This is a genomic window from Thalassospira sp. (assembly GCF_040218635.1).
Classification (GTDB): domain Bacteria; phylum Pseudomonadota; class Alphaproteobacteria; order Rhodospirillales; family Thalassospiraceae; genus Thalassospira.
Genome location: NZ_JAVJRB010000009.1, coordinates 202,537 through 215,470, shown reverse-complemented (window position 1 = coordinate 215,470; position 12,934 = coordinate 202,537). Strand labels below are relative to the sequence as shown.

Annotated in this window: 9 protein-coding genes; 3 read left to right on the top strand and 6 right to left on the bottom strand. The window is 52.2% G+C overall.

Features of this window, described 5'->3' with window-relative positions; genetic code table 11:
- Positions 1–44: 44 nt before the first annotated feature.
- Both RIC05_RS08770 and RIC05_RS08765 read right to left on the bottom strand, forming a co-directional pair.
- On the bottom strand, positions 45–1,529 hold the full coding sequence (locus RIC05_RS08770; RefSeq protein ID WP_350047033.1) for an FAD-linked oxidase C-terminal domain-containing protein: 1,485 nt from the start codon (positions 1,527–1,529) through the stop codon (positions 45–47).
- Positions 1,530–1,544: 15 nt separating this feature from the next.
- The gene (locus tag RIC05_RS08765) at positions 1,545–5,012 is read right to left on the bottom strand and encodes a pyruvate carboxylase (protein WP_350046772.1); all 3,468 of its coding nucleotides are present in this window, start codon (positions 5,010–5,012) and stop codon (positions 1,545–1,547) included.
- 431 nt (positions 5,013–5,443) lie between these two features.
- Between RIC05_RS08765 and RIC05_RS08760 the strand changes: the two genes are divergently transcribed.
- Both RIC05_RS08760 and RIC05_RS08755 read left to right on the top strand, forming a co-directional pair.
- Entirely contained in the window at positions 5,444–6,847 is a 1,404-nt protein-coding gene (locus RIC05_RS08760) for a cache domain-containing protein (RefSeq protein ID WP_350046771.1), read from the top strand.
- A 46-nt stretch (positions 6,848–6,893) separates the two neighbouring features.
- Entirely contained in the window at positions 6,894–7,565 is a 672-nt protein-coding gene (locus tag RIC05_RS08755; protein WP_350041708.1) for a response regulator transcription factor, read from the top strand.
- Between the two features lie 16 nt (positions 7,566–7,581).
- Here the strand turns inward: RIC05_RS08755 and RIC05_RS08750 are convergent, their stop codons facing one another.
- The 4 genes from RIC05_RS08750 to RIC05_RS08735 all read right to left on the bottom strand — a co-directional run bounded on the left by RIC05_RS08750 (position 7,582) and on the right by RIC05_RS08735 (position 10,479).
- On the bottom strand, positions 7,582–8,313 hold the full coding sequence (locus tag RIC05_RS08750) for a hypothetical protein (protein ID WP_350046770.1): 732 nt from the start codon (positions 8,311–8,313) through the stop codon (positions 7,582–7,584).
- Positions 8,314–8,392: 79 nt separating this feature from the next.
- Positions 8,393–8,752, bottom strand: a complete 360-nt coding sequence (locus tag RIC05_RS08745; protein ID WP_350041710.1) for a TraR/DksA family transcriptional regulator — start codon at positions 8,750–8,752, stop codon at positions 8,393–8,395.
- A gap of 103 nt (positions 8,753–8,855) precedes the next feature.
- Positions 8,856–10,070, bottom strand: a complete 1,215-nt coding sequence (locus RIC05_RS08740) for a hypothetical protein (RefSeq protein WP_350046769.1) — start codon at positions 10,068–10,070, stop codon at positions 8,856–8,858.
- A 157-nt stretch (positions 10,071–10,227) separates the two neighbouring features.
- Entirely contained in the window at positions 10,228–10,479 is a 252-nt protein-coding gene (locus RIC05_RS08735; protein WP_350046768.1) for a hypothetical protein, read from the bottom strand.
- Positions 10,480–11,009: 530 nt separating this feature from the next.
- Here RIC05_RS08735 and RIC05_RS08730 point away from each other — a divergent pair.
- Positions 11,010–12,914: an ABC transporter substrate-binding protein gene (locus tag RIC05_RS08730; protein WP_350046767.1), complete on the top strand. Its 1,905-nt coding sequence runs from the start codon at positions 11,010–11,012 to the stop codon at positions 12,912–12,914.
- Positions 12,915–12,934: the final 20 nt, after the last annotated feature.

The window sequence follows — 12,934 nt, the reverse complement described above, 5'->3', positions numbered from 1 at the left end:
CGTCAATTCTTTGTAATCGGGGCATTCGCCCGAATAAATTCGTTTTAGAAACGCGGGATATCGGGGAACTTGTCGGCAACCGCCCTGGCATGCAGGGTTTTCAGTTCGCCACAGCCATGCAATGTCGGGAAAACCTTGCCGGGATTAAGCAACTGGTCCTCGTCAAAGGCGATTTTGATGCGTTCCTGATGCTTCATGTCATCAGATGTGAACATCTCACCCATCAGGTCGCGCTTTTCAACGCCGATGCCATGTTCGCCTGACAAAACGCCGCCAACGCCAACACACAGCTTTAAGATATCGGCGCCAAATTCTTCGGCCTTTTCCAGATCACCGGCTTTATTGGCATCAAACATGATCAGCGGATGTAAATTACCATCACCTGCATGGAAGACATTGGCCACCCCAAGCCCGTGACGCTTGGACAGCTCCTGCATCCCGGCCAAAACTTCGGCCAGACGAACACGCGGGATGGTCCCGTCCATACACATATAATCAGGGGAAATACGGCCAATGGCCGGGAAGGCATTTTTACGCCCGGACCAGAACAGAAGGCGTTCTTCCTCTGTCTCGGAAATGCGCGAATAAACCGCGCTGAAATCCTTGGCAATCTTGCCAACCCGCTCGATTAGGTAATCAACTTCGACCTGTGGGCCATCCAGTTCGACCAGAAGCAACGCTTCAACATCTAGCGGATATCCGGCATGGACAAAGTCCTCGGTCGCCTTGATCGCCGGGGCGTCCATCATTTCCAGACCACCAGGAATGATCCCGGCTGCAATAATCGCAGCAACACATTTGCCGCCTTCTTCAGATGAATTAAACCCGAGAAGAAGGGCACGCGCTGTTTCAGGCTTGCGCAAGATACGGACCGTCACTTCAGTGACGATGCCCAGCAACCCTTCGGAGCCGGTAATAATCCCCAACAAGTCGTACCCTGTTTGATCAAGACCCTTGCCGCCGATGCGAAGGATTTCGCCTTCGATCGTGACCATTTCAACGCCAAGCACGTTGTTGGTCGTAAGCCCGTATTTAAGCGAATGCACCCCACCGGAATTTTCGGCAATGTTGCCGCCAATGGAACAGGCAATCTGGCTGGACGGATCGGGTGCGTAATAGAACCCTTCATGTTCGACCGCACGCGTGATGCCAAGATTGGTGACACCGGGCTGCACGACGGCTGCCCGGTTGTCCCAATCGATCTCAATCACGCGATTGAATTTCATCATACTAATAGTAATCGCATCGGCCATCGGCAAAGCCCCGCCCGAAAGCCCGGTCCCTGCACCGCGCGGAACAACACGGATTTTATTTGTATGACAATATTTCAGGATGGCTGCGACCTGCCCGGTATTTTCGGGCAGGACCACAATCATCGGCAGTTGCCGATATGCCATCAAACCATCGCATTCATAGGGCCTGAGCTGATCATCATCGACAATCACACCACCAGCAGCCGGAAGGATTTCCTTCATGGCCGTGATGATATCCTTGCGACGTGCAAGCGTATTTTGATCAGGCTCAGGCATCCTAAGCATCAGTGGTTACTCCGTTAATTCGACCAGCAAGTCCTTGCTGTCGACCTGTGTACCGGCGGGCGCGTGGATTTTGGCCACGGTCCCGTCCTTCTCCGCATGAACTGCGGTTTCCATTTTCATCGCTTCAAGCGAACACATCACATCACCGGATTTGATCTTCTGGCCTTCGGCGACATGCACCTCGACCACAAGACCGGGCATCGGGGCGGCAATATGAAGCTTGTTGCCGTGTTCGGCTTTCGGTTTGACCTTACCCGTCCCGGCAAGGGTCTTATCAGCGACCTTGACCGTGCGGGGTTGGCCATTCAGCTCGAAGAACACCGTTCGATGGCCTTCTTCATCACCGAATTCCGACGTTGCCAGATACCGGATCACCAACGTCTTGCCTTTTTCCAGATCAACCGAGATTTCCTCATTCTGGCTCATCCCATAGAAGAAGACCGGGGTCGGCAAGACCGAGACATCGGCGTTGTGGCTGCGATGTTCGGCATAGTCGAGAAACACCTTGGGATACATGACATAAGATGCAACCTCGGCATCGCTGGTATTGCGATGGGTTTTCTTCTCGATTTCCTTGCGGGTGGCTTCAAAATCAATCGGCGGCAATGACTTGCCCGGACGGTCTGTCAGGGCTTCGGCACCTTTAAGAACCTTGCGCTGCAAGGCTGGCGGGAAACCACCCACCGGCTGACCGATTTCGCCACGGAAGAACGAAATGACACTGTCGGGGAAGGCAATGTCCTTTTTAGGATCAAGAACGTCTTCCTCAGACAAACCGGACGTCACCATCATCAAGGCCATATCGCCCACAACTTTTGAACTTGGCGTTACCTTGACGACATCGCCAAACATCTTGTTTACCGCGGCATAGGCCTTGGACACTTCCGGCCAGCGATCTTCGATCCCCAATGCGCGCGCCTGTTGGCGCAGATTGGTATATTGGCCACCGGGCATTTCATGGACGTAAACGTCCGACGTTCCGCTGCGAATATCGCTTTCAAACCCGGCATAATACCGACGGATTTGTTCCCAATAGGTCGAGACTTCCTTAAGCGCCTCGGTATTCAGGCCCGGATCACGTGGCTGACCGATATAGTTATTGGCAATCGATCCAAGGTTTGGTTGCGATGTCAGACCCGACATTGAATCCATGGCCGCATCCACCGCATCAACACCGGCATCAATCGCGGCAATCACGGTCGCGGCTGAAATACCGCTGGTGTCATGGGTATGGAAATGGATCGGGATATTGACCGTATCCTTAAGCGCCTTAACCAATTCGGTCGCCGCCGCCGGACGCAGCACACCCGCCATATCCTTAAGACCGAGAATATGCGCACCGGATTTTTCCAGCTCACGCGCCATATTCACATAGTAATCAAGGTTATATTTCGGGCGTTTGGTGTCGTAGATGTCGCCGGTATAACAAATGGTCGCTTCGCACAGTTTGTCGGTTTTCAAAACCGATTCCATGGCAACCTTCATGTTCTCAACCCAGTTGAGACTATCAAACACCCGGAACACATCCATGCCGTGGTCGGCTGCCTGTTTGACGAAATAATCCACAGCATTGTCGGGATAGTTCGTATAGCCAACCGCGTTCGAAGCCCGCAAAAGCATTTGTGTGAGGATATTGGGCACCCGTTCACGCAGCTTGACCAGACGGTCCCACGGATCTTCCTTCAAGAACCGCATGGCAACGTCAAACGTCGCCCCGCCCCAGCATTCCAGCGAAAACAGTTCCGGCAAGCCATGCGCATAATACGGCGCAATTTCGAGCATGTCATAGGTCCGCATGCGCGTCGCCAGCAAGGACTGATGGGCATCCCGCATGGTGGTATCGGTCATCAGGACACGTTCCTGATCCTTCATCCAGCGTGAAAAACCTTCCGGCCCCAACTGATCAAGCTTTTGCTTGGTCCCCGGACGGATTTCGCCAAGATCGATGGATTTTGGCATAACCGGATCATGCAGATTGGTTGGTACAACCCGGCCTTCGACTTCCGGGTTGCCATTGACCGCAACTTCCCCGATGAAGCGCAGCAAACGTGTTGCACGGTCCCGACGACGGACAAACTTGAACAGATCAGGCGTTTCATCAATGAACCGCGTGGTGTATTCGCCAGCCCGGAATTTCGGATGATTGATCAGGTTTTCAAGGAAGGCCAGATTGGTCGCAACACCGCGAATACGGAATTCGCGTAAAGCCCGGTCCATACGATCCACGGCTTCGCGCGGGGTACTGCCCCATGCGGTAACCTTTTCGAGCATGCTGTCATAGAACGGGGTAATCACCGCCCCGGAATAGGCCGTTCCACCATCAAGGCGAATGCCAAACCCGTTGGCCCCACGATAGACCTTGATGATCCCGTAATCGGGGACAAAGCTGTTTTCCGGGTTTTCGGTGGTGATACGACACTGAAGCGCATGGTCGCGCAGCTTGATCTTGTCCTGCCACGGAATGCCGGTTTCGGACGGGAAGCCAATCCGACCACCTTGGGCGATCAGGATTTGCGCCTTGACCAGATCAAAGCCGGTCACACATTCGGTTACCGTGTGTTCAACCTGAATACGCGGGTTTACTTCAATGAAATAGAATTTGGATGTATCGACATCCATCAGGAATTCGACGGTACCGGCATTCACATAATTGGCAGCCTTGCCAAGTCGGATCGCCGCGTCACAGATTTCTTTGCGCTGTTCGTCATTCAGATAAGGTGCGGGTGCGCGTTCAACGACCTTTTGATTGCGGCGCTGCACAGAACAGTCACGTTCATAAAGATGCACAAGCGTTCCGTGGGTATCGCCCAAAAGCTGCACTTCAACGTGGCGTGCACGGCGGATCAGCTTTTCAAAGTAAACCTCGCCATTGCCAAATGCGGCCTCGGCTTCGCGGCGCGCACCCAAGACCTGATTGGCAAGGTCTTTGCCGTTTTCAATGACGCGCATCCCGCGACCACCGCCACCCCAGCTGGCTTTGAGCATCAGCGGATAACCGACTTCTTCGGCAATGCGGGCGACTTCGGTCATATCTTCGGGAAGGGCTGCGGATGCCGGCATCACCGGCACGTCTGCTGTTTCAGCCAGATTACGTGCAGAAACCTTGTTGCCCAAGGTTCGCATCACTTCGGAATCAGGGCCGACAAACTGAATGCCGGCTTCGGCACAGGCATCGGCAAATTCCGGATTTTCCGACAGAAAACCGTATCCGGGATGGATCGCATCCGCACCGGCATCGCGTGCCACGCGCAAGATGTCTTCGATATCGAGATAGGCGCGAATGGGTTTGTTGCCCTTGCCCACCGTATAGCTTTCATCTGCTTTAAAACGGTGAAGGGCGAAACGGTCTTCGTCCGAGAAAATCGCAACTGTACGAATGCCAAGCTCGTTGGCAGCTCGCATTACACGAATCGCGATTTCGCCACGGTTGGCGACCAAAAGTTTACGGATACGCTTAGGTGCAGAACGCGTCATTGACACCGGGCTCCTACCACATTTTCCTGGCAGGAACGTGCCTGTGCGCGCCTGCCAAAACCAAGTGAAACGCCACGATAAGGTCCTGAATTGCGTTGCGGTGCGGGATGCCTGCAACGCCATACCTTGTGTGGCGGAACAGGATGCCTGCACGTTGAGATCTTGTGCAATGCATCCAGAGCTTTTGGCGCCCGGTGGGCAGGCGTCGGTTCTGGTATATGCGCATTGCCCTCTCCCTGTCAAAGCATGATCTCGTTAATTGGTAATACCAATTTAAAAAATACAGGGCCAGTTGCTTTTCACCATACGGAAAATCGACCAGATAAATGATCGATCCGTGTGCTGGCACATCCGCGTTCTTTCGGGGACTTTTACGACAGACATGCTATTGTCCGCCCAAGGAAACCCCCAAATCCAAAACGGTCACGCCCATGCCGCAGCTTAATCTTCGACTAAAGTTCCTACTGCTTTCAATCCTGCCGCTGGTTCTTGCTGCCTCAGCGATCTCCTGGCTGGTCTTTGCGCAGGCCGAACGATTGGCCGAGGCCGAGATCAGAACGTTCGAGCGCAATATCCTTGAAGCGCGGAAAGAAGAGCTCAAAAGCTATCTCGAACTGGCGATGGCATCGATTGATCACATCTATTCGGTCGCAAGCCCGCTTGATGCGGTTTCCAAGGAACGGGTCAAATCCATCATCGAAGACCTGTCTTATGGTGAAGATGGGTATTTCTTCATTTATGACCGTGATGGCACCGCCCTTGTTGATCCGCCCCAACCATGGCGTTTGGGGCGCACCTATTGGAATTTGCGCGACCTTAATGGCAACTCGGTCATTCAGGGACTGATCTTTAACGCCGAAAAGGGTGGCGACTTCATGCGCCATGTCTGGGAAAAACCATCCACAGGCGAACCCACGGAAAAGATCACTTATTCGCTGATGCTTGATAAATGGGGCTGGATGATCGGCACGGGGATTTATATCGACGATATTTCCGAACAGGTCGCAGAAATCGAGGCCGAGGTTTCCACTCATATCCGCGAAACGACGATTTCGATCATCGGGGTCACCATCCTTGCCGTGCTGCTGGTCGGGATATCGGGCACAGTCGTTACCCTGTCTGAACGTAAACTTGCCGATTCCAAGCTAAAAGAACTGACCCACCGCGTGGTCGATGTGCAGGAACAGGAACGTTTGCGGGTCTCACGGGAATTGCATGATGGCATCAGCCAAATATTGGTGTCGGTCAAATATTCGGTTGAAACAGCCATCGCGCGGATCGGGCAAAAACGCGAAAACGCAATTGAACCGATGGACAAGGCGGCCAAACGGTTACAGGACGCCATTCATGAAGTCCGGCGTATTTCGCGTGACCTGCGCCCGGCGGTCCTTGATGACCTTGGCCTGAAACCCGCGATTGAAAGCATGTGTGCCGAACTGCAAGACCGTTCAAGCATCCGGATCGACGTCAAATGCGATGCGATCGACAACCAGCTTGATATCGCCAAAAAGACCACGCTTTACCGTGTCTTGCAGGAGACGCTTACCAATATTGAACGCCACGCCGATGCAACCGTGATCAAAATCAGCATCAAACGCGAAGGCCAAAGTGTTGTCATGCGCATCACCGATAACGGGGTCGGGTTTGAAACCAACCGCTATATCCGAAACCGCGACCCCCGTGCGGGCATCGGTTTGCGCAACATGCGCGAACGTATGGAATTCCATGGCGGGGGGCTTGCTGTGCGCTCCGAACCCGATGACGGCACCAAAATCACTGCATTTATTCCCGCAACCAACCAGAATGCGCTACCCGGCCGGACAATCAGCGGTTAATCTGGCCTTGCATCCATAATCACGCGACAGGAACAAGTTTCAGCCAATGAACAGTGCCAATCAAATCTATTCCACCGACCGTCCTTTGCGCATTTTGCTGTGTGATGACCATGCCCTTGTGATGGATGGCATCCGTTCGCGACTGGAATGCTTTGATCATATCAACATCATTGGCGAAGCCAGCAATGGCGTCGAAGCCCTGTCTCTTGCCGGGGAATTGCACCCTGATATTGTTCTGATGGATATCTCCATGCCTGTCATGAACGGGTTGGAAGCGGCCGAAAAGTTCCGTGAAACCCTTCCGGGCACCAAGGTCGTCATTCTTTCAATGCATGAAAACCCGGAATATCTGCGCACGGCACAGCAGGCCGGGGCAAAGGGCTTTATCCTGAAAGACGTGTCATCAAACGACATGGTCCGGGCAATTGAAACCATCGCCAATGGCGGCGAAGCCTATAGCTCCACCTTTGATCGCATCAGCGCGGGTGCAGGCAGCAACAGTGACGGCGTGCCCTTAACCACACGCGAACGCACGGTCTTGCGCCTTCTGGCCAAAGGTGCCAGCAACAAGCATGTTGCCCGTGAACTTGATATTAGTGTGCGGACAGTTGAAACACACCGCCGCAACATCAAACGCAAACTTGATATTGATAGTTCGGCCGGGCTTGTCCGTTATGCGATTGAAAAGGGTTTGGTTACCCTTGATTCAACCGCCTAGGGGGTCAGGTCAGGACCTAACGCGCGGCGGCCTGTAAAACTGTCTGGAATGCTGAGTTCGGACCACAAGCCAATGACAGCTTTTCATATTCTGCTGGCGTATCGATCTGTCTGTGGTGTTCACGCCGATTGCGATCAATATCGCGTATTCGTCGTTTAAAATCCCGGCCATATTCTGAGAGAAGTCTTTTCATTGCGCCAGGTACATTATCCGCCGCAAGCGGAAACATGGCATCGACCTTGCGCACAACATCGGCGATCAAATCATCAAGGGCAGCCCGAATATCGGCCTCCATTCCCTGATTGATTTTCACGTGTTCGCCTTCGTGGGCATAGACCACGTTATATTCGCATGACCCACGGTTAAGCTCCGATGCGATATAGACCAGATGCTTGACCACATCGACCTTTGGATTGACCCGAACCGGGTCGAGACAATAACGGCCAAACCCAACTTGCCGTGGTTCAAACCGCATATCAAACGATGCCCGCATTTCATATTCGGTCAGGCCCGCAACAAGATAACTCGGACTGCCGCCCGCCCGGGCATTCAGCCATCGGACAGACCGGTGCCGGTCCAACTGCGGGTCTTTGTGATTAAATTCCAAAATCGCTTGCGGTGCCGATATCGGTCCACACGATCCTTGCGCGCTCGCCGGGCCGGAAAACAGAACGGCTGTACAGATCAAAAGCAGACTGGTGGCAAGGCCACTTAAACTGATCCGATCATATTGCCTATTAACCGGCAAACGGTCTCTCCCGACTTTGTCCAAAGCTTATCCATCAGGCCATCGTTGGCACTGCGTGTTTTCATTCTACGCAAAGATATCAGCCGTGGCTTACATGATTGGCACATTCGACACAAAGCGGTGTTGTCGGATCAAATTCCAACCGTTTCGTTTCAATGGGGTCACCGCAATTATGACAATGCCCGTATGCATCATTTTCCATACGCGCAAGCGTCTTCTCAATACGGGAAAGTTCGGCGGCCCGACGGCGTTCCTGTTCCAGATGCATCTGCTGATTCTGAAGCGCATCCATGCGCGATAACCGCCCGACCGCCTGTTGATCTAGTTCAACCGGCTTTCGGTGATTTTCGGAATGTTCTGAATGCGCCAAAATATCGGCACGTCGTTCTTCAAGACGCACCCGCAAACCAGCAAGATCAATATCTTTTCGATCTGTCATCTGGACCCTCATGACCTGTTTTTATTCTTCTTTCCTTCATATGGGGAGTGCCGGGGGTATTTCGCCAACCCCCAAAGCTAATTCAGTTCCCTAAATTGCGTTTTCACGCGCAATTTCCACAGGCATCGACAAGTTTTTCAAGCGCAGCCTTGGCTTCGTCGTCATCAAGGCCTTCGGATTTGATGTTTTTCTGGATTTTACAGCAAAGAGCCGGACCATCGGCAAAGGGCTTGTCGGTCCAGAACGGCACGTCGGTTCCGAAATACCCGGCCTGATCAAGGAACGAGACCCCGTAATAATAAGCTGCCCCAACGGAATTATAAAATGTCGGGTCATCAATAAACCCGCCATCCGGCGTCATTGATTTGGTCAGACACCAGTTCAGAACCAACCCGATATCTGATGCAGCTTCGTTTTGCGTATCCGTATCGACACTTGACCAACCAAGATCGAATATCTTGGTCACATCATAATTATTGTGATTGTTGAAATCATCATTGTGTTTCCAGCCAAACGGGTAGGCCTCGTCACGAATGGCAAGCGTGGTGTCAAAGATCGCCGTCCACAAATCAACCTTGCCATGCTGATAGGAAATATTGTGGAAGGTCAGACTAAGATCACTGCTTTTTAAAATCCCCTGATCTTGCGTATCAAACCATCCACCCCAATACCCGCTTTGCGGATCCTGCCAATCATCAAGCCACTTCTTATAGGCGTTGATATAGTCTTCGGTCAGATCAAAGCCCTTTACATGGTCTTGAAAATAATCGCGAATTTCGCTTTTAAAGCACATCTGCGAAAGCGTTGCGGTCACCGCCCCCAAGGCATCACGGCGATCCAGACCATCGCTAAAGATCGAAGACGTTTTCTGACTTTCCAACCAGGCAATCATTTTTTCAGGCGTTGCGATCGGCGCCATGAACAAGAACGGATAGTCAGGCGCCTGCCCTGCATCGGCCAGGGTATTGACCGCATCAATCATGGCATCGACTTTCAGGAACCATTGGTCATAACAAGGCCCCCATGACCCATCGCTTGGCACCTGTTTTTCGGCCCAGTCCTGATCGGTATTTTCCAGCGACTTGGCAAACGCATCAAGTTTCGCTGTCAGCGTTTTCCAGTCAGCCGTGTAAAGCAAAAGCCATTTGCATTCGATCATTTGCTGATCGGATGCCGCCATGCTGTTCCCGGTTTTTTGGGCCTCGATCAGCTTTTCCTGAAGGGGGGCAAGTTTGTTGGCGAAGGCTTCTTGTTGCGCAACATAATCAGGATCAAACACGCAGAACTGGTCTGCAATCAGCTTGGTAAAATCAATCATAACCGCATAAGCCTTCCCAAATACCTCATCAAGCGATCAGCATGACAAAAAATCTCGTAATGCCAAGGAATTATCCCAAAATGTGTATTGATGCTTTGCAGTGAAATAATGAGATTGATCGATACGCAAGAATAAGCTGTTCCACAGGTTCGACGGATCAGTCTTGCAGCAACCAATTACGTATGACGCGCAACGCCTGATCGGGATCCGTTTCGACCACCTTGGCAGCAACATTTGCCTTCCTGCGATCAATCATCCCTTCGATCCCCGCAACACTAAACCCGTCTGGCTCATCATTGAGAGGAATCATCGATGTTGCGGACGAAGATCCGCGCAAACGATCACGCAACCCCGCATCCGATCCCGGTTCATATCGTGGGATCGGTGCAGTTGGCTTCGGGCCGTCCATGAAAGACGCTTCCAAAGCTTGCTTTGTGTCATCATCAGATTGCGCCACACGTCCGTCTTTCATTAAGCTTGAATGTCGTACCTATCATATAGGACGACTCGTCAGAAAATTAACGCTGTTGCGCCCAAAATTCTGCATTTTCGCGTCACTGTCTATATATTAGACAGTATTAAACTTTAGTATTATGCTCGTATTCGAAAGGCATTGAACAACGACTACTGCAGACCGATATACCGTTTATGAGACAGATCAAAAATGCTTTCGGATTCGCACAAAAACCTTTCAATTCTGCGGCATCAGAGCCCATTTTACGGCGAAACTTCCTACTCATGTTCTTGTGAAAATACATATAGAACACTCAATTTATGTACATAAATTGAAAGCCCAGACGCCACAGCAACACATTTTGGGGTTTATCATGGGAACTGGTCTATTTACCTTCATAGCCACTCAAGGTATTCACCACCTTTGAATAGCTTCACCGATACCTTAGGTCAGAGGCGACTACCGCGACGGGGGCACAGGAATCTTTGAAACAGTTTAAATACATATTGATTGCCGTAATGGGCACCATGCTGGTGAACAGCCCAAAACTGCATGCTGTTGAATTTGGCGAAGCCCCTATTCTTGCCAAAGAAGTTGCCGCGGGCACTTTACCGCCCGTCAAAGACCGCCTACCAACCACGCCAATGATCGTTACCCCCAATGATAAAATCGGCGTTTATGGCGGCACATGGAAAATGGCCCAGCGCAACCAACGCGACCATGCATTGCTGATCCGTAACATTGGCTACGAACCGCTGCTGCGCTGGACACCACAATGGACGTCCACAATTCCCAATGTCGCGCTGTCCTTTCAACCAAGCAGCGATGCGACGGAATTTTTCTTCCGCCTGCGACCGGGCATGCGGTGGTCAGATGGTGCGCCATTCAGTGTTGATGACATTGTCTTCTGGTACGAAAACATCCTGAGCAATCCGGCATTCGCCGACGCTGTGCCCGAATGGCTAACGGCGGGGGGCAATGCCGTACAGATTGATCAGGTTGATGCAACCACCGTCGCCTTTCGTTTCAGCACACCTTATGGGCTGTTCCCGACCGCCTTGGCACGTCCCGAAGGTGTGGAGCCGGTGAGCTACCCGGCACACTTCCTTAAGCCCCTTTTGCCAAAGTTTAATCCAAACGCCGACAAAGAAGCCCGCGAACTTGGCTTTGCCGGGTGGAAAGAACGCTTTGTCGAGGTGTTTGGCAATCCGGGCACGATTGACGATCCTTCGCGTTGGCACAATCCGGACGTTCCGACACTTAATGCATGGGTTCTGACCGGAACCTACGGCGAAGATGATCCACTGATTGCCAAGCGCAATCCGTATTACTGGAAAATTGACCCAACCGGGCGCCAGCTTCCTTATATTGACGAGGTATCCTTTGCCCTTGTCCCGTCACGAAGTGCCGCCGGGGATGCGGCCATTGCCGGTATGGTCAATATGCAGGAACGCCATGTCAGTACACGTGCGGATGAGGTCCTTGCGGCCAATGATAACCTGCAGCCCTTTACGCTGGTCGAAAGCGACATGAACACACTGACCTTGTCCCTGAACCTTAATGACAAGGACTTGGTGCTGCGCGATATTTTCCAGAACAAGAATTTCCGTATCGCACTTTCGCATGCCATCGATCGCGACATGATTATTGCGCGCTTTATCCCCGGCGCCTTGCCAAATCAAGCCGCTCCAAGGCCGGAAAGCCCGCTTTATCACACGGTTCTTGCCCGCCAGTTCATTCATTTCGATCCGGAATTGGCGTCAGATTATTTGTCCAAGGCCGGTCTGAACAAAAAAGACGACGAAGGTTTCCTGCTGCGTCCGGATGGAAAACGCCTGTCCTTTACAATTGACACCGAAGGTGCCGACAGGTTCGTAATCCTTGACGCCGTCATCGCATATTGGCGCGACCTTGGCATTGATGTGATGGCCCGCAATCTGCCACGCGACGAATTTGTTTCCCTGCGCGATAACAATAATCACCATGCCAGCGCGTGGGGCGGCGACGGTGGATTGGACGCGATGGTGATCCCAATCAACTATTTGCCAATGTCGGTTGAATCATCGTGGTTCGCGACCGGATGGGCCAACTGGTACGTCAACCCTGACAGCTCCGATGCAATTACGCCCCCTGCAGCCGTTCAAAAGCAGCTTTCGCTCTATGACAACCTTAAAGCGACAGCGAATGCTGAAAAACAAACTCAACTGATGCGCGATATTCTCGACATCAGTGCCGATCAGTTCTACGTTATGGGAATTGCTTTGCCGCCAAACAGGAAAGGCGTGGTCGCCAAAAACTTCCACAACGTTCCCAAAGTTATTCCGGCAGCATGGAGCTATGCGACACCGGCACCGACAAACCCGAGCCAATACTATATTGAGCAAAAGTAACCCGGTGCACTGAATAAGGT

What these genes read in the sequence shown, in the direction of transcription:
- RIC05_RS08770 (WP_350047033.1), bottom strand. Translation starts at nt 1,529, where the DNA reads ATGCCTGAGCCTGATCAAAATACGCTTGCACGTCGCAAGGATATCATC.
- RIC05_RS08765 (WP_350046772.1), bottom strand. Translation starts at nt 5,012, where the DNA reads ATGACGCGTTCTGCACCTAAGCGTATCCGTAAACTTTTGGTCGCCAAC.
- RIC05_RS08760 (WP_350046771.1), top strand. Translation starts at nt 5,444, where the DNA reads ATGCCGCAGCTTAATCTTCGACTAAAGTTCCTACTGCTTTCAATCCTG.
- RIC05_RS08755 (WP_350041708.1), top strand. Translation starts at nt 6,894, where the DNA reads ATGAACAGTGCCAATCAAATCTATTCCACCGACCGTCCTTTGCGCATT.
- RIC05_RS08745 (WP_350041710.1), bottom strand. Translation starts at nt 8,752, where the DNA reads ATGACAGATCGAAAAGATATTGATCTTGCTGGTTTGCGGGTGCGTCTT.
- RIC05_RS08740 (WP_350046769.1), bottom strand. Translation starts at nt 10,070, where the DNA reads ATGATTGATTTTACCAAGCTGATTGCAGACCAGTTCTGCGTGTTTGAT.
- RIC05_RS08735 (WP_350046768.1), bottom strand. Translation starts at nt 10,479, where the DNA reads ATGGACGGCCCGAAGCCAACTGCACCGATCCCACGATATGAACCGGGA.